The sequence below is a fragment of the Pedobacter sp. AC190 genome, from assembly GCF_979258025.1.
Genome location: NZ_OZ409824.1, coordinates 2,398,989 through 2,421,820 on the forward strand (window position 1 = coordinate 2,398,989; position 22,832 = coordinate 2,421,820).

At 35.8% G+C, this 22,832-nt stretch carries 19 protein-coding genes; 8 read left to right on the forward strand and 11 right to left on the reverse strand.

Annotated elements, in window-relative coordinates; translation table 11 throughout:
* Positions 1-160 precede the first annotated feature (160 nt).
* Positions 161-1,150: a helix-turn-helix transcriptional regulator gene (locus tag ACZZZI_RS10575; protein WP_344768227.1), complete on the reverse strand. Its 990-nt coding sequence runs from the start codon at positions 1,148-1,150 to the stop codon at positions 161-163.
* 96 nt (positions 1,151-1,246) lie between these two features.
* Here ACZZZI_RS10575 and ACZZZI_RS10580 point away from each other — a divergent pair, with 96 nt between their 5' ends.
* Positions 1,247-1,975, forward strand: a complete 729-nt coding sequence (locus ACZZZI_RS10580; protein ID WP_463489393.1) for a siderophore-interacting protein — start codon at positions 1,247-1,249, stop codon at positions 1,973-1,975.
* Between the two features lie 3 nt (positions 1,976-1,978).
* Here the strand turns inward: ACZZZI_RS10580 and ACZZZI_RS10585 are convergent, their stop codons facing one another.
* The 8 genes from ACZZZI_RS10585 to ACZZZI_RS10620 form a co-directional block, all read right to left on the reverse strand.
* On the reverse strand, positions 1,979-2,980 hold the full coding sequence (locus ACZZZI_RS10585) for a DUF3078 domain-containing protein (protein WP_316754980.1): 1,002 nt from the start codon (positions 2,978-2,980) through the stop codon (positions 1,979-1,981).
* 127 nt (positions 2,981-3,107) lie between these two features.
* A complete protein-coding gene (locus ACZZZI_RS10590) occupies positions 3,108-3,443 on the reverse strand; it encodes a hypothetical protein (RefSeq protein WP_316754983.1) in 336 nt (111 codons plus the stop codon).
* A complete protein-coding gene (locus ACZZZI_RS10595) occupies positions 3,440-4,192 on the reverse strand; it encodes a hypothetical protein (RefSeq protein WP_316754985.1) in 753 nt (250 codons plus the stop codon). The genes ACZZZI_RS10590 and ACZZZI_RS10595 overlap by 4 nt, the downstream gene beginning before the upstream one ends.
* A 48-nt stretch (positions 4,193-4,240) precedes the next feature.
* Entirely contained in the window at positions 4,241-5,077 is an 837-nt protein-coding gene (locus ACZZZI_RS10600) for a glucosaminidase domain-containing protein (protein WP_316754986.1), read from the reverse strand.
* A 51-nt stretch (positions 5,078-5,128) separates the two neighbouring features.
* Positions 5,129-5,806: a glucosaminidase domain and LysM peptidoglycan-binding domain-containing protein gene (locus ACZZZI_RS10605; RefSeq protein WP_344768219.1), complete on the reverse strand. Its 678-nt coding sequence runs from the start codon at positions 5,804-5,806 to the stop codon at positions 5,129-5,131.
* Positions 5,807-5,831: 25 nt separating this feature from the next.
* Positions 5,832-6,467, reverse strand: coding sequence for an O-methyltransferase (locus tag ACZZZI_RS10610; protein WP_316754990.1), 636 nt, complete (start codon positions 6,465-6,467; stop codon positions 5,832-5,834).
* 8 nt (positions 6,468-6,475) lie between these two features.
* Complete coding sequence (gene ruvX, locus ACZZZI_RS10615; RefSeq protein ID WP_316754992.1) at positions 6,476-6,892, reverse strand: Holliday junction resolvase RuvX; 417 nt, start codon at positions 6,890-6,892, stop codon at positions 6,476-6,478.
* A 173-nt stretch (positions 6,893-7,065) separates the two neighbouring features.
* The gene (locus tag ACZZZI_RS10620; protein WP_463489394.1) at positions 7,066-9,492 is read right to left on the reverse strand and encodes an outer membrane beta-barrel protein; all 2,427 of its coding nucleotides are present in this window, start codon (positions 9,490-9,492) and stop codon (positions 7,066-7,068) included.
* A 202-nt stretch (positions 9,493-9,694) separates the two neighbouring features.
* On the opposite strand from ACZZZI_RS10620, the gene ACZZZI_RS10625 reads away from it, so the two are divergent.
* From ACZZZI_RS10625 to ACZZZI_RS10635, 3 genes are read left to right on the forward strand one after another with little or no spacing between them, the layout of a single operon-like run.
* The gene (locus ACZZZI_RS10625) at positions 9,695-10,843 is read left to right on the forward strand and encodes a DNA polymerase III subunit (protein ID WP_463489395.1); all 1,149 of its coding nucleotides are present in this window, start codon (positions 9,695-9,697) and stop codon (positions 10,841-10,843) included.
* Position 10,844: 1 nt separating this feature from the next.
* Complete coding sequence (locus tag ACZZZI_RS10630; protein WP_463489396.1) at positions 10,845-12,329, forward strand: PSP1 domain-containing protein; 1,485 nt, start codon at positions 10,845-10,847, stop codon at positions 12,327-12,329.
* Positions 12,298-12,789, forward strand: coding sequence for a gliding motility lipoprotein GldH (locus ACZZZI_RS10635; protein WP_316755000.1), 492 nt, complete (start codon positions 12,298-12,300; stop codon positions 12,787-12,789). The genes ACZZZI_RS10630 and ACZZZI_RS10635 overlap by 32 nt, the downstream gene beginning before the upstream one ends.
* Positions 12,790-12,797: 8 nt before the next feature.
* On the opposite strand, the gene ACZZZI_RS10640 is transcribed toward ACZZZI_RS10635, so the two are convergent.
* Positions 12,798-14,099: a UDP-N-acetylmuramoyl-tripeptide--D-alanyl-D-alanine ligase gene (locus ACZZZI_RS10640; protein ID WP_463489397.1), complete on the reverse strand. Its 1,302-nt coding sequence runs from the start codon at positions 14,097-14,099 to the stop codon at positions 12,798-12,800.
* An 84-nt stretch (positions 14,100-14,183) separates the two neighbouring features.
* Between ACZZZI_RS10640 and ACZZZI_RS10645 the strand changes: the two genes are divergently transcribed.
* Entirely contained in the window at positions 14,184-16,679 is a 2,496-nt protein-coding gene (locus ACZZZI_RS10645) for a M14 family metallopeptidase (protein WP_463489398.1), read from the forward strand.
* A 378-nt stretch (positions 16,680-17,057) separates the two neighbouring features.
* On the opposite strand, the gene ACZZZI_RS10650 is transcribed toward ACZZZI_RS10645, so the two are convergent.
* Complete coding sequence (locus ACZZZI_RS10650) at positions 17,058-17,198, reverse strand: hypothetical protein (protein ID WP_316755006.1); 141 nt, start codon at positions 17,196-17,198, stop codon at positions 17,058-17,060.
* Between the two features lie 248 nt (positions 17,199-17,446).
* Between ACZZZI_RS10650 and ACZZZI_RS10655 the strand changes: the two genes are divergently transcribed.
* Genes ACZZZI_RS10655 through ACZZZI_RS10665 form a run of 3 tightly spaced genes read left to right on the forward strand, consistent with a single transcriptional unit; the run spans position 17,447 to position 22,755 of the window.
* Positions 17,447-20,581 carry a SusC/RagA family TonB-linked outer membrane protein gene (locus ACZZZI_RS10655; RefSeq protein WP_463489399.1) on the forward strand — a complete coding sequence of 1,045 codons (3,135 nt, stop codon included), beginning with the start codon at positions 17,447-17,449 and terminating at the stop codon, positions 20,579-20,581.
* Positions 20,582-20,592: 11 nt separating this feature from the next.
* Entirely contained in the window at positions 20,593-22,182 is a 1,590-nt protein-coding gene (locus ACZZZI_RS10660) for a SusD/RagB family nutrient-binding outer membrane lipoprotein (RefSeq protein WP_463489400.1), read from the forward strand.
* 30 nt (positions 22,183-22,212) lie between these two features.
* On the forward strand, positions 22,213-22,755 hold the full coding sequence (locus ACZZZI_RS10665; RefSeq protein WP_463489401.1) for a DUF1735 domain-containing protein: 543 nt from the start codon (positions 22,213-22,215) through the stop codon (positions 22,753-22,755).
* Positions 22,756-22,832 lie beyond the last annotated feature (77 nt).

Sequence of the window (22,832 nt, forward strand, 5' to 3'; positions counted from 1 at the left end):
AACGGAGGTGTAATTCTTGGCGGTTTTCAGCCCCGCTTTCATTACAATCTTTTTTGGGAAAATAGTAGTTTTTTAACGAAAGTCGGGCACCAAAAAAGTATTTCCACTCAATCGGGTTTATAAAAGAAGTAAGCTTATAAAGCATAAAACCATTAAAGGTTTATCTGGCTTTGCCAGGGCTTATGCCAAATTTTTTGCTAAAAGCATTGCTAAAATGTTGAACTGAAGAATAGCCCAATTCGTCTGAAATATTTTTAATATCCATTTCACCATTGGTTAAAAGTTCTTTAGCTTTCATCAGTTTGTAATCGCTTAAATAGCCGAAAACTGTATTTTGAAAGGTTTCTTTGAAGCCCTCTTTTAACTTAAACTCATTAATGCCAGCAACCTTTGCAAGTTGGGTTAATGATGGCGGGTTATTTACATGTGCTAATAAGTATTCTCTGGCATAGTGAATCCTTTCTTTATCATAAGCCGATTTCAATTTAGGGGCTGCTGTTTTCTTATCAGCCAATTCAAATGCCTGTGCCTGTAAAGCCAGTAATTCAACGCATTTCGATTGTAGAAACAATAATTTTAAACCGCCAGTAAAGTGGCAGTTCATAATATCGTTAATGCAACTGTGCATGGCTAAACTTATGGGTAAATCGGTTTGCGATATTTCTACAGATTTGTTATTCATAATCTTATCTGCAAACCTTCTAAGCAAAACGCTGCTGTCTTTGGTTAAGTCAATAAAGCGTTCTCGGTCAAAATGAACTTCAAAAAATTTCAATTTTTGATCTATTGGAAATTCTGCCGTACCATCAAAATCTGGTGTATAAATAATATTGTGGTGGTTAGGCTTAATTGCAATCCTTCTTTTGGTCAAAAAGTTCTCTATAATTCCACCGCCATAAATCGAAAAATGAAGCTCAACCAATTCATTTTCATCAAAAGATTTAATACGAAGCCGATTTTCACGAACCATTACATCGCCATACACAATAAAAATCCCCGAAAAACCAATCTGTACCAACTCAGCATCGCCAAAAGGGAAGCTGAATTTTTCCCTACGCTCGGTTACAAGCGGCTGGTTAATCATAAAGTTATCTATGCTGTGTCCAACAACGTATTCCTTGTTCGATTTATCGTAAACGCTTAAGGCCATAAAATCCTTTTAGTATAAATTTTTATCCTTTTCGTGTAAAACACAAAAAACATAAGACAACTACTTTTGGCTAAAGTTACTAAACAAAATAATACGATGCCGAAATTACCTTCTTGGTTCGCCAATACGATGGAAAAAATCATCAGTAGTAAAATATATGCTGTTGATGTAGTAGAAACAGAAATGCTTAGCGGCAATTTAAAGTGTGTTACATTTAAAGGCGATTTCCTTAATGCCGATTTCGTGCCAGGAAACGAAGTGCTAATCCGTATAAATTCTAACGAATACCGACATTATACTCTAGCCGATTTTGATATGGAAACAGAAACCTGCAAAATCATTTTCTTTTTAAATAGAAAAGGTATTGGCAGTAGTTGGGCTGTTAATATTCAAAAAGGAGATAGCTTAAAACTCATTGCAGATGCTGCTAAAATAAAATATGATTTTGATTCAAATCAACATTTTTTCTTTGGCGATGAAACCAGTTTAGGCTTGTATGAGTGGTTTGGAGAAATTACTCAAAAATCTAATCACGAGTATTTTGGCGTTTTAGAAATGAAAGCCGAAAATGATGCTGCTCTGAACAACATTAAACTTTTGATTGATACGGTTTCATCAGAACTTATTGCACCTGCAGAAAACGCAATAGAATGGATGGAAAATATGCACCCAAAATGTTGGGAAATGTGGAAGGATGCAAGCTTTTACCTCACTGGAAGGGGGAAATCTGTACAGCGATTTAAAAAATACCTTAAAGAAAAAGGTGTTAGCTACAAACAAATTCAAACAACCTGTTATTGGGAAAACGGACGAACAGGCGGTTAACTTTTATCTTGGAAATACAAATGCAAAGCCTAACGCAAGGGTTTGACTGGCCTGAATTTTATTGGTACCTGTATCGGTATCGTATAATAAAACGCCAGTTAAACTTGTGTTCATAAACCTGTTTATCTTTGCTGTTAACGCAACATCCAACCTATGGTCAATTCTTTTAAAAGCAATATCCTCGTAAGGAATAAACATGGCGTAGCGAGCTTTTAAATTTGTATTGGTGAAAATATCTTTATCAAACGCAGCCACTACCTGAAATGCAAGTTCGTTTCTGAATTGTTTACCAGGGCTTACACCGAAGTTTTTAGCATTTGTACGATATAATGCAGTATCTAAAACAAAAGTCTGTCTGGCGGTACCCGTACCAATTCTGGTTGAGAAATATTTGTTTGGTTTATACTCGAAACCGATAGATTCGGTTAAATAACCAGGCCCCATAAATTTAGAAATTAATGTAGCCGTTTCTGCGCCGTTAACGGTTGAATACGAATAACCATTATCGAACTGAGATTCGAAGTTTATTGAACCGAAGAAATACCAATTTTTAGATAATTGAAAGGAAGCTTTGTTATCCCAGAAAATACGGTCATTAGTTTTCTTTTGAAGCTGATCTTTGTTTTTAATCTTTCCATATTGAAGAATAACCTCGCTTACATAGCTATAGCTGTTTTTGCTATACTCAGCCTTCCAGTTTAGTAAACCACCAACAGCAATTGAGTTTACACCACCACCTTTCCAGTTATCGCTAAATTGTGCTTGGTTAATGTTTATACCAATAGCAGTTTTGGTTTTCCAATAATTAACCTTTGCATTAACAACTGCAGGGCGAAGTTTTACAGGCTCAAAAGACAAAGGTAGTGTTCTGCTTGGCAGCGGACTACGTTTAAGCCTAATGTTCATGTCTTTGGTATTGATAGGAATTGTATCAATCTCCTGAGCATATAATTTCGCAGAACTGAGGCTTAAAATGATGATTATGGAGGCTAAAAAATTCTTCATTGGTTACAAAGAAAATGAAAATTAACTACAGATAAAAAAGTTTAACGAAATGATTTTAATTTGAGGTTCAGAATTTTGGATTTCTGAATGAGTAAATTGGCAAAACTAAAGTGCTAATTTTTAACCGCTAAGTGCCACTTTTTCCTAGTACAAGCCAGCCAAACCAATTTCCATTTTTTAGGTAATTCAGGTCGTTTTCATGTTGATAGGCTTCTTGTTCAAAGCATATTTTTCGGTAAGCCAAATCGTGTTTTTTATATCTTAAAATGTTAATTAAGTAGTTAACCAAGTACAGAAAATAAAATGGAAAAATCAGCAGTTCTAGTTGTTGCCTTAAATGGATTTTCTCATGATTGAGAATTTGCTTATCCTTTTTATAACTTTCTTTTTTGAGTAAAATAAATGGAAAAATAGCCATCCCTTCGGCAGGCAAATTTTTAACTATTAATATTGGCGCTTTCACAGCTTATCAATGCTAAGTTGTGGCAGAGCAGGTAATCGCAAGGCTTGTGGGTTCATGCGATAACTTCTGTAAGCATTTCTGATAAAAAGATTGAAAGCATAATCATTTGCATCTAAAACAAACTGATAGGTTGGTCGATACTGTTGCATAAAATCTTTCAATTCAGGGTCTTTTATATTTAAAATTTGCTGCACGAGCCCAGCTGTAAAACGATAATCAATCATGTCTTCGCGATAATCTTTTTCCAGTATTTTTTGCAAATGCCTTGCGTTTTTGCCTTGCCGGCTCAATAAATTATAAATTGCATCTATACCTAAACCTACACCGCCATTACCTAAATTAATTAAGTCTTTACTGCTCCCTCTCTGCTTAGCATAACGATATTCTTTTATGGTTTTTTCGTATTGTTCCTGTGGCGATAATTTCTTTTCTCGAATTAAAACATCTCTTAAACGAATGCCTAAAGATTTTAACTGAAAATATGCTGCAGGCTGGCCCTTAAAAACAATGGTATCTACACCATAACCAGAAAGTGCCGCGACTAAAGTATCGCCAGGAATTGCAAATGTGCTGAATTCTCCTTTGGTTGTATTATACATGCCATCGCCGCTTCTGGTATTATAAATGTAAACCTTTGCTAATCGCTGTTTGGTTTCTTTATCAATAACAACGCCTTGCACAGGTTTCGTTTGCGCATAAAGCATCGCCGATAGGCCAAAGAAATACATAAAAGCAATTAAAAATCTCATTAGATAACAAAACTACAATTTACTGGTCAGCAATAAATCTGATTAACATTATTTAACCTTCAATACTTGCCCAAGTTTAATGCCATCAGTAGTCATATTATTTAAAATTTTTAAATCATCAATGCTAATGTTAAAGCGCTTAGCTATGTTATAAAGGGTATCGCCTTTAATAACGGTGTAAGTTCCGTCGGCTAAAATTGGTTTTGCGCCAACGGGAGGTGTATCAACTGGCGTAAACTTTGCTTTTTCTTTCGGGATATTCTCATTGATTTCACTAAAAACCCTATCCTCGCGGGCAATTTTTTGCTTTTCATTTTCAGATTGATCATATTGATAAAGCTGATACTTTTCGATTGTGTTAATTAGCAAATCGGGGTATTTAGGATTAGTCGCATAGCCAGCTTGTTTAAGTCCTTGAGCCCAGCTTTTATAATCATTTTTATCTAACTGAAATAGGTTGCTGTAACGTTTGCGCTTTAAAAACTCAGAGTGATCTTTAAACGACTCGCGAGCATCTTTATATACCCTAAAGCAATCATTTTTTTGATCATCATCTCTAAAATAATTTTTGCCTTTCCAATCTGAAGTACATTTAATACCAAAATGGTTATTTGCATATTTTGCCAAATCGCTGTTTCCACTTCCCGATTCTAAAATGCCTTGAGCCAAGGTAATACTTGCTGGGATTCCGAAAGCGTTCATTTCTTCAATAGCTACAGCTTTAAATTCATCAATATAACTTAAAGTATTGTAGCTTTTATAGGTATTGTTGTTGGCTTTATTTGCTGCTTTTTCTATTTGTTTATTGTTTTTAGAATATTTACGTGATCCGCAAGAGCTAAAAAAAGCAACAGCAAGCAATAAGTATAGGTATTTGAATTTCATTAGGTGTTAAGTATATTAATTAGGTTATAGTAGTGGTCGTAAATAACAGGATTACAATTTAATCTTTTGTCCAGGTTTTAGGTTTGCTTTTTTTAATCCGTTTTTTTGCATCAGCGTTTTAACGGTGGTGCCTTTTTTCTTTGCAATAATGCTTAAATTATCGCCAGATTTTACAGTGTAGCTTCTACCGCTTCTGGCTTTCGAACTTCTTTTACGATAAGTTGTTGTAACGTAAACGGGTTCTTCGTAACCTTCAGGTCGTTCGTCATAATTATACAATTCGTACTTTTTAACTAAAGCCACAACCTGGCTTGCCCAGCTTCTACTATGTGCATAACCCGAACGTTGTATACCTCTTGCCCAGCCTTTATAGTCGTATTGATCATATTTCTCGAATAAACTGTTAAAAGGCGAACGCGTTTCCATAATTTCTACGAAATGGCTATAAGATTCTTCATCGCTTTCGTAATCGCGATAGGCAGAACGAATTTCGGTATTATTGTTTGGGCCTTTTACCCCAAAATGATTATTAAGGTATTGTGCAATTTTACTGTTTCCTGCCGCCGATTCGTGAATGGCAACTGCTAAAATTAAACTTGCTGGAATTTTATGATCACGCATTAGTGTTTGCGCAAATTCTGCATGCTCTGTAATATATTCTTCTGTTTCTTGTGCTTTAGAGAGAGTTACACTTAAAAGTAAAATGCAAAAAGTAAATATATTTTTCATTTTTTTCTATTGAATCACGAGTATCCTATTTCTTTCGAATTACAAAAAGCCCATCACGAACTGGAAGAATTAACTTGTCAACCCGTTCATCATCAGCTATTTTATCATTAAAACTAGTTATATTTTTTGTGTCTTTATCTTGTTTTTCTTGAAGTACTTTTCCACTCCATAGTACATTATCAACAATAATAATTCCGCCCGGGCGAACACGCTCAAAAATCAGGTCGTAATAAGTTCCGTTGTTTTTTTTATCAGCATCGATAAAAACGATGTCGAAAACCTCATCTAAGCTAGTTATGGTTTTTGTGGCATCGCCCAAAATGTATTTAATTTTATCGCGATATTCAGATTCACTAAAACTCTTGCGAACCATGTCTTCGAGTTCTTCATTAATATCTAAAGTGTAAATTAACCCATCAGCTGTTAAGCCTTCGGCTAAGCAAAGGGTAGCATAACCTGTAAATGTGCCAATTTCTAAAATTCGTTTTGGCGAATTCATTTTGCTTAACATACTTAAAACACGACCTTGATAATGGCCTGAAAGCATGCGAGGCATAAGTACTTTAAGGTTGGTTTCGCGATCTATATTTTGAAGTAATTCACTCTCTGGCTCGCAGTATTTGATTAATAAATCTTGTAAATCGTCGTTTATTAGGCTCATTTTGTTTGTTATAAACGGTTGGTTTCCATAAAATATTGTAAAATAATTGTGGCGGCTATGGTATCTACACGCTCCTTATTTTGTCGATCGCTTTTTTTTAAACCGCTTTGCATAATGGCCTGATGCGCCATTTTAGAAGTAAAACGTTCGTCTACCCAATGTTGTGGAATGGTTGGAAAAGCTTTTTTAAGCGATGTAGAAAAACCTTTGGCATGCTGTTTTGAGTCAGAATCTGAACCATCCATTTGTTTTGGGTCACCAATTACAAAGGCTTCTACTTGCTCGGTGACAAGGTATTTTTTAATATACTCTATTGCATCTTTTGGGTGTACGGTATCTAAACCTGTAGCAATAATTTGCAAAGGGTCGGTAACGGCGATGCCGATGCGTTTAGTACCATAATCGAAGGCAAGAATTCGGGCCATATAATTTGTTAAAGCCCCAAAGGTAAGCTTTTTTGATAACTCGTCTTTTTAGCAAGGTATGAAATACAGGCTTGATTAAATTAAACCCTATTGAAGCGGCATCCCCGATTTTTTCTATCGGGATATAGCGAAAAGAGGGACGGGCTTATCGAAGTACTACTGAAGTTGATTTTCTAATTAACGCCCCCAGCTCTGCGCATTTCGTCGGTTGCACCTCCATTCGAACGTTTTGTAGCTTTTATTGGTTTGCCGAATCGATAACTAAAGCTCAGCACAAAAAGCCTGCTGTCTCTTGTAAGTTTAAAATGTTCTTGTGCCTGAGGAAAATCGGTAAGTCCTTCCATTCTCTGGGTAAAGAAAATATCGCGGGCATTGAATCTTAAACTCCCTTTACCTTTAAGAATTGATTTTGATAATCCCGCCGAAATCTGTCCGTTAGGGTACAATAACTCTTGCAAATCGTTTCTGGCCTTTGTGAGGTAGAAACCAGATAATTCGGCACTAAATGTTTTGGTAATGCTAAATTGGTTGCTCAGGCTAAACTGAAATTGATTAATATCAGATTGGTAATTAATGTTTTGATAGCCATTGAATTTCTTATAATTAAAATTTCCCTGGCCGTTAAATAACCACCACCTGGCTGGGGAAAATTGTAACGAAACCGATAATCCTAAGTTGTTCATTTTACCAACATTGCCATCTGTGTAAATTAAAACATCTGATCCTTCGGAAAGAAAAATTTGGGAAAAGTAATTGTCGACAACGCTGTAAGAAAGAGAAGTTGTTAAGATTTGCTTAAAACGATGACTAAGTTCTAAATTCCAGCTGTATTGAGGTAGTATATATGGATTGCCTCTTTGTATTGTGTACTTATTTACGATAAAGGTGAAAGGGTTAAGTTTTTGATATGCCGGGCGGTCGATTCTGCGACTTGCAGTTATGGTAAATATGTTTAGCGAATCTACCTGATAACTCAAATAGCCAGATGGGAAAAGATTTCCGTAGCTTCTGGAGAAGGTAGAATCTGGTTTTACTGCATTTCCAAGTTGATTTGCATCGTAATCAGTATGCTCGTACCGTAGTCCCAGCTGCGCATTTATTCTGCCCATTTTTTTCTGATAAGTGCTATAAATCGCATTAACGTTTTCTTTGTACTTAAAATGATTGCTTCGGTTTAAATCGGGATAGCGCACACTACCATTAAAATTGGTGTAACCTGCATTATTATCCGTATTTATAGAAGAAACTTTTATTCCTGATTCTAATTGTGAATTATCATTGAAATGAATAATATGATCGGCTTTGACAGCATATATTTTTATTGTAGATGGAACTTCGATATTTGTACCTTGCGTATAGCCGTTAAAAGTTAGGAGTTTGTTTGTAAACTCCTGGTTATTGTTCATGCTGTAACTAAGCATATCCAAATCAACCGATACATCCTGTTTTTCGCCAATGGATTGTTTTAGATTAAGGTTAATGGCGCCATTTCTAAATTCATATTGGGTATTACTATTTGTAGAAATGGCCGAGTCTATACTTCCAGATTCTTTTTTCCAAGTTGCAAGCGCATTACTTTCGCCATCTTTTTTTATCAATGTTCCGCTTAAGGCAAGGCCTATAGTTGTATTTTTAGACGCGTAAAAATCTAATCCAGTTTTTAGAAATTTATAATGGGTAAGACTGGAAATGGCTGTAGTTTGGTCCAACGCCTCCGTTGCCTGATTATTGCTAAAATAATTGCGGTAAGCATTAATGTCTACAAAATTGTTGTTTGTATTATAACTTGCCGTTGCAAAGGCATTTATTTTACCCCTTTTATAATTTAGTAGCAGGCTATTATTATTTTTATAATCTCGGCTCCAGCCACCAATTGTGGTAATTGTTCCGTTAAAGCCATTCTGGTTATTTTTTTTGGTTTTAATATTAATTATGCCTCCGTTTCCACTGGCATCGTATTTTGCCGAAGGGTTGGTAATTAATTCTATTTGATTTACCTGAGCAGAATTCATGCTGGCAAGTAAATTTGTTAAATCTACTCCCGATAAATATGTGGGTTTCTCATCAATCATAACTAACACGGTTGATTTGCCTTGTAAACTAATAGCACCTTCTTTGTTTAGCATTACACCTGGCGATTTTTCCAAAAGCTCTAAAACCGTTGTTCCCGTGTTGGTTATGTCTGCATCTATATTTAAAACAATTTTACCTTGGATGTGCTGAATACGAGGCTTATTACCTTCAATAATTACCTCTTTAAGTAACTGGCTGGTGGGTAATATTCTAATCGTTAAACTATTTAAAACGAATGGGGATTTAATAATATTGGTTTTATAAGTTTCATAACCTACAGCTTTTGCATTAAAAAAATAAGTTCCTGGTGTGGGTTGGGTAAAAATTGCAATACCTTTATTATCTGTTTTAACAGTTTGGACGGAGCTGGAATTTTTGGCCAAAAAGAGTTGCACAGTAACATGCTGAAAAGGAACATTCTTTTCATTTAAAACGATTATTTTTATCGTTTTATTTTTTTTCTGGCTAAAGCTTGATATTGTTGAGAGCAATAAAAAAAGCAATAACAAAGACCTTAAAAAGTTCATTTGTAATGGCAAAAGTTAGTTTGAGATATTAATTGAGATTCAAATATAGTGAAAACAAGGTAATTACATAGTTACAGGTTTTCGGTATTGTCACGCCTGCGTAATAAACTTAATACATAGTTAAAGCTGTTAGAGTTTGGTCAAAGTCAAAATCTCAGCCAGAATAACCAACATCTCATATCTATTTCTTATTTTGCACCAAATGCAGTTTAAAGAAATCATTGGTCAGGAAAGAATTAAGCAACAGTTGGTCGGAACGGTAAAAGAAAACCGCATCAGCCATGCTCAGCTTTTTCTATCGCCTGCGGGTTCTGGAGCTTTGCCTTTGGCTATAGCTTATGCACAATATATAAACTGCTTGGATAGAAAAGAAACGGATAGCTGTGGCGAATGTTCGAGCTGCCGGAAATATGAAAGATTAATTCATCCCGATTTACATTTTTCATATCCTTTTTTTGCTTCTGCAAGTATAAAAAGAGCTGTTGATGTTTTGGATGACTGGAGAAATATGTTGCTTCAAGATTGCTATTTCGATATGGACATTTGGCGATCTAAGCTAGATGCAGCAAACAAACAAGCAAATATTCCAATTGGCGAGTGCCATGATATTATTAAAAAACTTAGTTATAAAGCTTTTGAAGCCCAAACCAAGGTATTAATAATGTGGCTACCAGAATATCTGGATAAGGCTGGAAATGCTTTATTAAAATTGATTGAAGAACCACCTGCAAATACTTTATTTATTTTAATTGCGCAAAGTCAGGATCAGATTTTAACAACCATTTTATCGCGTACACAGATTGTTAAAATCCCAAAACTATCTGGAGATGAGGTTTCTGCCTACTTGCTCGAAAATAGTGGCTTAACCGAGCATCAATCTATAGATTACTCTTTTTTAGCTGATGGAAATCTAATTGAAGCAAAAGCGTTGGCGGCAGATTCTCAAAACGATAGTTCGGGCACATTTACCAGCTGGTTGCGAATGGGTTTTGGAAATAAAGTGCCCGATTTAATTGACTTTACAGATAATGCTGCAAAGTGGGGGAGAGAGAACCAGAAGAATTTTTTAAAATACGGCGTAAATTATTTACGCGAATGCTGTTTAATTATTAGCGGTGCCGAAGAGCTGGTAAAATTGCCGCCTTTAACCATGGAAACAGCTAAAAAGTTAAGCGCACATGTGCTTACCTTGCCTATGGCCGAGGCAATTATTGGCGAGTTAGAAAAGGCTCATTACCACATTGAAAGAAATGCAAACCCAAAAATTCTGTTTTTAGATGTATCTTTACAATTGGTAAAAATTATCAAGTTTAAAACGCTCCCTGCGGGGACTCAATATATATACAATTAATATGGGATGTGGAAGTTGTTCAACAGGTGGTGGTTGCACCCCTAATGGATGCAAGAGTAATGGCTCATGTGGCACTGGCGGTTGCCAAACAATGGAAGTTCACGATTGGCTATCCAACTTGGATATGCCCTCTAATTATAAACCTTTTCAGGTTACAGAAATAAAATTTAAAGGCTCGCGAAAGGAGTTTTTTCTAAACAACGATAATATTTACCTTGAAATAGGCGAGTTGGTTGCCGTTGAAGGCCCAACTGGTGGTTTCGATGTTGGCCACGTTTCGCTAACAGGCGAATTAGTTCGCGTTCAAATGAAACGTCGCAAAACGCCATTAGATCAGGTTGTTAAAAAAATATATCGCAAGGCTACAGAAGCTGATGTAGAAAAATGGAATGCTGCGAAAGAGATGGAATGGGAAACCATGCATAAGGCTCGTAAGCTGGCATTAGATTTACGTTTGTCGATGAAAATTAGTGATGTTGATTACCAGGCTGATAAAACCAAAGCAACATTTTTTTATACTGCCGATGGCCGTGTAGATTTTCGCGAACTGATTAAAAAAATGGCCGAAAATTTCCGTATTCGTATAGAAATGCGCCAGATAGGTATGCGCCAGGAAGCTGGCCGCTTAGGTGGAATTGGGTCTTGCGGTCGCGAATTGTGCTGCTCAACCTGGTTAACAAATTTTAAAACGGTGTCTACCGCTGCGGCTCGTTATCAAAATCTTTCATTAAATACGCTAAAGCTTGCGGGCCAGTGTGGTAAGTTAAAGTGCTGTTTAAATTATGAATTGGATACTTATTTGGATGCTTTAAAAGATATTCCAGATAGAATTGAAAATTTAGATACTGAAGCAGGTTATGCCCGCCATCAAAAAACAGATATCTTCAAAAAAATTATGTGGTTTAGCTACCAGGGCGACGAAAACTGGATACCAGTTGCAGCGGCTCGTGTAAAAGAAATCATGGTAATGAATAAGGCAGGTAAAAAAGCACCTAATTTAAAGGAAGAAGCCGTTCAAATTGCTGCACCTGTTGTGGTAGAAAAATCGTTCGATTATGAGAATGTTGTTGGTCAGGATAGCTTAACTCGTTTAGATGAGCGTTCGAAAAATAAAAATAATAATCAGAACCGTAACAATAGCCAGAAAAATAATCGCAATAATAACCAAAACAGAAGAGAAAGGGTTCCAGCGGCTGATAAGTCGGTTCAGCCTAAGCCTCAACAAAATCCTAATCAACAAAAACAACAGCAAAACGGTCCAAAGCCTCAACAAAAAGTACAACAACAAGCACCAAGGTCACAAAATGGTCCGAAACCTCAGCAAGCGCAAGCAGGCAAACCTGTTGCTAAATTAGAAAGTAAACCAGAAGTTGAAGGATCACAGGCAACAGAACCAAGCAAGAATAAAAGTAGAAATAACCGTAGAAAAAATAATAACCGCCGCAACACTAACAATGGCTCAGAAAATAAACCAGCTACTGAATAAAAGGCAAGTCATTTTACTTTCTTTTATGTGTTTTGCTTCACTTTTTGTGGGTTGTACCTCGAGTGTTGTTGATAGTAATTTCGAAATTCCAGAAAGAAAATGGACTTACCGTAATCACATAAAAACATCCTTTGTAATTAAAGATGCTTCTAAAGCGTACAATCTTTGTTTTAAATTAAGACATACCGCGGATTATCATTACGCTAATATTTTTGTTTTGGTTCATTTTAAGGATGAAAAAAATAAAGTAACCAGACGATATCAATATAGATTAGCCAAAAATGATGGTGAATGGCTTGGAAGTGGCTCGGGAAATGTTTTTGCCTATAAACTTCCGTTACTAACAAACTATCATTTTACGCATGCAGGCAATTACGAGATAGAGATTGAGCAGAATATGCGAGATAACCCACTTGTAGAAGTAAGTGATGCTGGTGTGTTAGTTGAGGAGGTAAAATAACTTTCTGACTACAGATATTGTAGTAAACTTTCAAGTTTCATACCTCTTGATCCCTTTAGCAATACCAAAGCATCGGTAATTTTATTTGCAATCAGGTAATCTGCTGCTTCTGCAGGCGTTTCAAAGAAGATTCCTTTTTCTGCATTTTTAAAGGCATAGAAATACTTTCCGATGAAAATAACTTTATCCAAATCGCTTGTAAAAGCTTGTTCTACTATAATTTGATGCTGGCTTTCAGATTCTGGCCCAAGTTCGAACATATCTCCTAAAATTGCAATCCTTTTATTTGCCGAAAGCTTTGATATATTATTTAAAGCCGCATTCATGCTGCTTGGGTTAGCGTTGTAAAAATCGCATATAACGGTGTTGCTCTCCGTTTTTGTTAATTGCGATCGATTATTTTTTGGTTGATAATTTGACAAACCATTATTAATTTCTTCAGGGCGCATATCAAAGAAATCGCCAATGCATATTGCCGCTAAAATATTTTCGAAATTATAACTGCCGGTTAAATTGGTTTTAACATAGGTAGAAACCTCGTGATTTGTCCAGTCAACTTCTATAAATGGATCACTACTTTTTAAACTCCCTTTAATGGTATTACCATTTTCGGTACCGTAATAAATTAGTTTTGTTAAACCAGCAGCGACACTCATCTCTAATAAAAAATCGTTATCTCGGTTAACGAAAGTATAGCCGTTGGTATATTTAAGGTAGGTGTAAAGCTCTGCTTTCCCCTTTTTTACACCTTCAAACCCACCAAATCCATCCAAATGTGCCATACCAACGTTGGTAATAATACCGTGTGTAGGTTGTGCGATGGTGCAAAGTAATTCAATTTCCTTTTGATGATTAGCACCCATTTCTATTACAGCAACCTGAACATCCTCGGTAATAGATAAAATGGATAATGGAACACCAATGTGATTATTAAGATTACCAAAAGTGGCGAATGTTTTATATCGTTCTGATAAAACGGCATTTACCAATTCTTTACTAGTAGTTTTACCATTACTACCTGTTAAGCCAATAACTGGTATGTGTAACTGTTTGCGATGATGGCGTGCTAAATCCTGTAAGGCCAACAGTACATTATTCACCAATAGGCATTTGCTGTTAATTTCAAATTTTAATTCATCAATTACAACAAAAGCAGCTCCTTTTTCAATTGCTTGTTCGGCAAATTCATTAGCGTTAAAATTATCGCCTTTTAAAGCAAAAAAGATACAGCCTTCAGTAATATTCCGAGTATCAGTAGAAATTACTGGGTTTTTTAAATAATGCTTATATAACTCTGCGGTCGTAATCATGCTAATTGAAAAAATTTTTGTGGTAAAATTAAGCTTTCGCAACAACAAAAAACAAAATTAGTACATTAGATAAAATTATTAATTATGAAGAAACTCTTTACCATCTGCTTATTGGCGCTGTCATCTATTTTATTTGTGCAGGCTCAAGTTAAATCTCCTGATGAGTTTTTAGGGTACGAGCTTGGAGCACATTTCACGCCGCATCATAAAGTTGCCGAATATTTCAAACAAACAGCGGCTGCTTCACCAAAAAATATTAAACTTATTGAGTATGGTAAAACAAATGAGGGGCGACCTTTACTTGCGGCTGTAATCTCATCGCCAGAAAACATTAATAAGATCGAGCAAATCAGAGCGAATAATCTTTCGTTGGCAACAGGGAAATCGAACGGAGTTGATTTAGCAAACCAGCCTGCAATTGTTTGGCTGAGCTATAATGTGCATGGTAATGAAGCCAATTCTACAGAAACTGCGATGAAAATGCTTTATACCTTATCGTCTGGCACAGATACAAGAGCTAACGAGTGGTTAAAAAATACAGTAGTTGTTATTGACCCATGCTTAAATCCCGATGGTAGAGATCGGTATGTGAATTATTTTAACAGTGTTGTCGGAGAAAAACCCAATTCGGATCCATCTTCGAGAGAGCATATCGAACCTTGGCCAGGAGGAAGACCAAATCATTATTATTTTGATTTAAATAGAGACTGGGCTTGGCAAACGCAATTAGAAAGTAAACAGCGTTTGGCTTTATACAACCAGTGGATGCCACAAGTTCATGTTGATTTTCACGAGCAGAGTTATAATCAGCCTTATTATTTTGCGCCAGCTGCAGAACCTGTACACCAGGATATCACACCTTGGCAAAAAAGTTTTCAGGTTGTGGTTGGTAAAAATAATGCTAAATATTTTGATGAACAAGGCTGGCAGTATTTCACAAAAGAACGTTTCGATCTTCTATATCCATCTTATGGAGATACTTACCCACTATACAACGGTTCGATAGGAATGACTTACGAGCAGGGTGGAATTAGGGCAGGTTTATCTGTGGTTACCAATGATGGCGATACATTAACATTAAAAGATCGTATTGCACATCATTTTACAACAGGAATGTCAACTGTCGAGGTTACTTCTCAAAATCGCGGTAAATTATTGGATGAGTATAAAAAATATTTTCAACAAGCATTAACCACTGCTCCAGGTATTTATAAAAGCTTTATTATAAAACCAGATAATATATCGAGATTGAAAAAACTCGCCGAGTTATTGACTAAAAACAAAATAGAGTTTGCTTATGGCGGCGAGAAAAGTGGCAGAGGTTATGATTATGATACCCAAAAGGAAGAGAGTTTTACTGTAGGTAGAAATGATTTAATTGTTAACGTACTGCAATCCAGAGGTGTTCTTGCAAATGTGTTATTAGAACCGCAAACTTTTGTAACCGATTCTAACACTTATGATATTACCGCTTGGGCATTGCCTTACGTTTATGGTTTAAAAGCCTACGCATCTAAAGAGAGTATAAAAGGTAAGTTCGCTTCAATTGATGAAAGCAAAGCAACATCTTCGAATGTTGATAAACCTTTAGCTTGGTTATTCGGTTGGGGTAATAGTGAAGATTTGCAGCTGTTGGTTGCTTTACAAAAGGAAAACATAAAAGTTCGCCAAGCAGATCAACCTTTTTCGGTAAATGGTAAAGACTATCCCGCAGGAACGCTTATTGTTTTACGCGTTGAAAATGAAAAATCGGTTAAAGACCTTAAGAATAAAATTGTTCAAGCCTCTTCTAGACTGGACAAACCAATACAAGCTATAATTAGCGGATTTGTAGAAAAAGGCAAAGATTTTGGTTCTAATGTATATCCGATATTAAAACAGCCAAAGGTTGCTATAGTATCTGGAAATGAAGTGTCATCATTAGCTTTCGGAGAAGTCTGGTATTATTTAGAACACGATTTAGGATTATCGCCGACTATTTTAAATGCCCGGGATATTAATAACCTAGATATTAGTAAAGTAAATACATTAATTCTTCCTGATGGTAATTATAGCAGTTTTATTGATGACGGATTAAAAGGCTGGATTAGTAGAGGTGGCAAACTAATTTTAATGGAAGATGCTATTGAGAGTGTTTTAGAGAAAAAGGGCTTCGATATCAAAAAGAAAGAAGTAGCTGTAAAAAAGGATGAAAAACCTGAAGCCAGCAAACTACTTTTTAAAGATAAGGATAGAGATGATTATGAAAATACCATTCCAGGCGCCATATATAAGGTCAACCTGGACGCTTCTCATCCCTTCTCATACGGCATTGGCAAATCATATTACACACTTAAAACAGACCGCAGAATATATGAGCCATTAGTTAAGGGATGGAATGTAGGGCAATTTGGAGATAAAAGCTTAATGGCTGGAATTGTAGGTAAAAAAGTAAGAGAAGAACTGAAAAAAGGCTTAGTTATTGGTGTTCAGGATTCGGGCAGAGGGAATATTGTGTATTTGGCAAATGACCCATTATTTAGAAATTTCTGGGAAAATGGTAAAACCTTGTTCGGAAATGTAATATTTTGTAGCTATTGATTTAACTGATAGCCATTATTAAGACTCTTTTTTATTTTAATAGCAATTTATATTCGATTTCAGTTCATCCTTAAGCGGAATAATAGCTATTTGTCAAATACTAATTCTGCATATGAAGGAAGATAATTCGCTATACTCTAATTTAGTTACCACGAGCAAACTTTTTTTAAGGTTTGCTCATTTTATCAGTTTGCAATGACATCATTGCGGTATAACTACAACTGGATGGGGAGCTTCGAAAAACACTGAAGGGGAAATTATCTATCAAGTTCGCATCCGCAGCAAAGAAAAATTCTCTGCTATTGGCAATGAAGATCATGCGAAAAGAATTAGTATTTTCCGTATTATGATGCTGTTTAGCAATCAATTTGAAGCAGCTTAAAGAAGTTGCCGTAACTTCTCTTGGTCTTTGGAGTCAATCCGAATCGCTTTGGAAAGGTATTTTTGATTTACTGCAATGATTGGCTTTGTTTTTTCAATTTGTATAGCTAATTTATTTACCCTTAATAAAAATTTCATAGGCTTTGCATTGATTACATATTAAAATAAAATATCCATCCTAATATTCTGATAGGTTGTGGTCAATTTAGTTGCTTTGGGACTTGTCACCTCATTTTTAGAGTTAATTACCAGTCATTTACTTAAATTTGTACATAGTAGAGGAGGTTTTCTGCTTTTTTGTTAAAAAATGTTAAAAAAAATTTGGTGATTCAGCTAACTAACTATACATTAGCGCCTAAATCATTAACTAACCTATTTTCACAATTATGAAAAAACTTCTACAAAGTTTGTTCATACTTATGTTCGTTGCTGTAACGGCAATGGCACAAGATCGAACAATTACAGGTACAGTTACTTCCTCGGATGATAAATTACCTATCCCTGGAGTAAGTGTAAGAGTAAAAGGCACTACAATTGGTGCTGTAACAGATGCTGGTGGTAAATACGCCATCAGAGTACCCTCGGGTTCAACTACTTTAGACTTCTCGTTTATCGGTTATGCAACACAAAGCCGTGCAATCTCAAGTTCTTTATTAAACGTTACGCTTGTAAGCGACTCAAAAGCGTTGAATGAAGTTGTTGTTACTGCAGGTGGACTTTCGAACACAAGACGTTCAATAGGAACGGTTGTAACAACAATTAAAGCAGATCAACTCTTAGCTGCTAAACCAACTACTATTGCCAGTGGTTTATTAGGTAAGGTAGCAGGTTTGCAAATTAATGGTACAACGGGTGGAACCAATCCAAATTTCCGTGTAGTTTTAAGGGGTATGCGTTCTTTAACTGGAAATAACGAGGCATTAATCGTTCTAGATAATGTTATCGTTCCAAATGCTGTATTAGGTAATCTAAATCCTGAAGATGTTGAAGATGTAACCGTGTTAAACGGTGCTTCTGGAGCAGCGCTTTATGGTTCTGACGCATCCAATGGTGCATTAATTATCACAACAAAAAAAGGTAAAAATGGCAAACTTGAAATTACTGTTGGTCAAACTTTAACTGCAGAGCAGGTTGCTTTCTTTCCGAAAATTCAAAAGGAATTCGGTTCTGGGTCTGATAATGACTTGAGAGTTTATCTAGGTTATGAAAACCAACAATACGGTCCAGCTTTCGATGGTGTTGTAAGAGAAATTGGTCTTCCTTTAGCTAATGGTGCTATTAAAATGGTACCTTACTCTGCAACCAATGCAAAAAATGATTTCTGGGAAACTGGTTTAACTAGTCAAACAGATTTCTCTGCTTCATCTGGTGATGACAGAGGATCGATATTTATGTCGGCACAATATGTTGATGTAAGCGGTACAACTCCTAAAGATCGTTTCAATAAAGCAAACGTTAGAATCAACGGAACTAGAAAATTGGCTGATAATTTAGTTGCTAATTTTGCAACAAGTTACACACAAAACAGATCTAACAAAACAACTCAAACAGGAACAATCTACGATCAGTTGTTACAATCACCTGCTCAAGTGCCAATAACCGAGTTACAAGATTGGAAAAATGATCCTTTTGCAAATCCAAACGGTTATTACAATGCTTATTACAATAACCCATATTTCATGTTGGATAACTACAGAGAAAATGTTAGAAATGACTATTTTACTGCTAGTAGCGAATTGAAATATAACCCAGTTAAATGGTTAGATTTTACCTACAGAGTAGGTTTTCAAACCAGAAATTATTCTAACAAAAATTATTCTGACAAATTTACATTTAGTGACTATACTAAGGCTTTGCCTGAAACAGCCAGTACTTATAAAAGAACAGATATTGTTGGTGGTGTAACTGACGGTTCATTATATACAACGCGAATCACTAACGAATTCCAAGCTCAGGTTAAACAAAAGTTTGGCGATTTCGATTTTGGTTTAGTGCTTGCAGCTGTTGTTCGTCAAGATCAATCTAAAACATTAAATGCTTCTGTTAGTGGTTTGGTTCAACCAGGCTTATTTAACTTAAGCAATAGTACAAATACACCAACTGCAAACGAGGCAAACTACAAAGCTCGTCAACAAGGTGTTTATGCAGTTTTAAACCTTGCATATAAAAATTATTTATTCTTAAATGCAACGGCACGTAACGATTGGGACTCAAGATTATTGCAAACAAACCGTTCGTTCTTCTACCCAGGTGCTAACTTATCATTTGTACCAACAGATGCTTTTAAAGATTTCTTTGCAACTATACCAGCAATTGATTTTGTTAAGGTTAGAGCAGGTTATGCTAAAGTAGGACAAGTTAACGTTGGTGGTGGTACAAGCTTTGGTGCTTATACATTAGATGGAACCTTTAACCAAGGTGCTGGTTTCCCATACAACGGACAAGGTGGTTTCACTATTGGTAACAGATTAGTTTCTCCAAATCTTACTCCTGAATTTACTTATACATTTGAAGCAGGTTTAGATGTTAATTTATTGAAAAATAGAATTACAGCAACAGCTACTTACTATGATAACATCAGTAAAAATCAAACAGTAACTACAACGGTTGCTAACTCTTCTGGTTATTCTTCATATTTATTGAATGCTGGTCAAACAAGTGGTAAAGGTATCGAGGCTTCGTTAAACTTAACACCAGTTAGAAACGACAATTGGACTGTAACAGTAGGTGGAAACTTTAACTATACTAAAAACACAGTTGATGAATTAGTAGGTGGTATTCCGAATATCAACTTAGGTGGATTTACAGGTGCTGGTACTTATGCAGTAGCAGGAAGACCTTTCCCAGTATTACAAGGACGTTCTTATGTTCGTGATCCACAAGGTAGAATTATTGTTAATCCTGTTACAGGTTATCCATCAGGTACATCAACCTTTGCAGAATATGGTAATGCATCACCAACTAAAATCTTAGGATTAAACTTTACAGCACGCTACAAAAACTTAACATTATCTGCGGTTGCTGAATATAGAGGTGGTTATTTCATCTACAACAGTGCGGGTAACTCTTTCGAATTTAACGGTTCGGGTATTTTGACAACTCAATACAACAGAGAGCGTTTCGTTATTCCTAACTCATCTTATTTATTAAACGGTCAATATGTAGCGAATACAAATGTTACTGTTAGAGATGGTGGAGCAGCGTACTGGAGTATTGGTGGACCAAGAAGAAACATTGATGAGAATTATGTAACTCCTGGTGATTTCTGGAAAATCAGAGAGATTACTTTAGCTTACAATGTACCTCAGTCAATTTTAGCTAAATCTAAATTTATTAAAGGCGCAAGAATAAGTGCTCAAGGTCGTAACTTGTTTATATTCTTGCCTAAAGCAAACGTTTATACAGATCCTGAATATAGTGCTGGAGATGATTTGAGTAATGGTAATGCTGTCGGTCTGACGAGTTTAAACCAGATCCCACCTTCTAGATATTATGGCGGAACTATATCATTAACTTTTTAAAGAATAATATCATGAGAAAAAGTATAAAATATTTATTAATTGCTTTGGTTGGTATTTCGGTATCATCCTGCAAGAAGTACTTGGATATTAACACAAATCCAAATCAAGCAATCACAGCAACACCTCAATTAGTTTTACCTCAGGCAATCACAGCTGTGGCAAATCAAACTTGGGCTTACAACTTTTACGGTGCTCAAACAGTTGGGTATCTTGCAAACGGTGGTGGTGTAAGTGGTTGGGGTGCAATCATTTCATATAATTACGCTACTACAGATCAACAAGGTTTGTGGAATAATTCATATGACATTGCTACTGACATTCAATATGTTATTACCAATACTGAAGGTAATGCTGATCTTGCTCAATTTAACGCTGCAGCAAAAATTATGAAAGCTTACGCTTTCCAGCGTTTAGTTGATCAGTATAATGATCTTCCTTATACTGATGCTTTAAAAGGAGTTGGTAATGTTACACCTAAATACGATAAAGCTACTGATGTTTATAAATCATTAGCAGATCTTTGCGATCAAGGTATTGCTACTTTTAAGGCAAATCCTACAGCATCAACAGCTTTTAGAACAGCTGATGTAATGTTTAATGGTTCTGCAGCTGCTGCAGAGATCACAAGATGGATTCAGTTTGCTAATACGATCAAGCTTAGATTAATTATCAGAGCAGGAAGTAAAGTTGCTTTTACAAACAAAACCTTTGATGCTGCTGGCTTTTTAACTGATGATGCAGTTGTTAATCCAGGTTATGCACGTGTAGATGGAAAACAAAATCCAGCATGGAATAGTTTCGCATATACTTTTGCTAATGCAGCTGTAGGTGGTGGTGTACAATATGTTCCAACACCATATATTGCAACTTTTTATAACGGAGTGAAATTATCAGATCCAGGAAGAGCTGCAGTTGTTTATAAAGCGAATATAATCAATGGTACTACACCAACAGGAACTTTAAATCAATTAGGTAATCAGTTGGCAACAGCTGGAAGAGGTCAAACTCCAAATTCTTGGTTTAGAGGAACAAACGCAACTAACTTTGAGTCGATTGGTATTTTTAAAGGTCCAGACGCTGGTCAACCATTATTTTTAGCAGCCGATAGTTATTTCTTACAGGCTGAAGCAGCATTAACAGGCGTGATTACAGGTGATGTGAAAACTTTATTTGATAATGGTATCAAAGCATCTTTCAGATACCTTTACAAAAATAATGCAAATGTTATTCCTGCAACAAAAACACCTGATGTAGATGCTGTTACTTACCAAACTGCAAATGCTACAAATAGATTAGCAAACTACAATCTTGCTGTAGGTGCAACCCAACAATTAGAGGCAATTATTACTCAAAAATATTTAGCCTTAAACTTATTGTTCGGTGATGAAGCTTGGAATGAATATAGAAGAACTGGTTTCCCTACAATCGTTACAACTCCTGGTGCAACTGCTACACAGACAATAGTTTCTACTGTTACAGAGGCAACTGGTCCAGATAAATTGCCAACACGCTTATTATATCCAAATAGTGAATTCCAATATAATCAAGCTAATGTTCCAACTGTTGACAAGTACACTACAAAAATATTCTGGGCTAGATAGTTGATAATTTTAAATTAAAATATTAAAGAAATGAAAAGAATATTTCAAAATATAGCAATACTTGCATTTGTTGTTGCATTAAGTTCTTGCCTAAAGTCAAAAGACCTTATAGGGCCTGAAGCTGCAAATAGCGCTGGTGCAATAATCGAATTTGCGAATCCAGATTATATCGCAACAGGTTCTGCATCTGCTTCTATTAGATTAGCTAGATACGAGTTAGTTTTGACTAAAGGTGCAGCTACGCCGCTTAAAGTTTTTGTTCAGTATGTTGGTACAGGTAAAACTCCAACAAGTGACGTTACGGTAGGATTAGGTGTCGATGCCGCAGCATTAACACTTCATAATACACAAGCTGGTAAAGCATATAATTTGATACCTGCTGCATGGTACACTCTACCTGCTACAGTTGTAATACCTGCAGGACAGAGAGGAATAGAAGTAACAATTCCAATCAACACTAATAATTATGTTGCGGGTCAAACCTATGCATTACCTTTAGCAATTACATCTACTTCTCAAGGTACAGTTAGTGGTAACTTCGGAACAATTATCGTTGCAGTAGCAGCTCAATAATTAGATCTTCTTTTTAAGAAGTAATAGCCAGACAATCGAAGATTGTTTGGCTATTTTTTTTGTGATTTATTGCGATT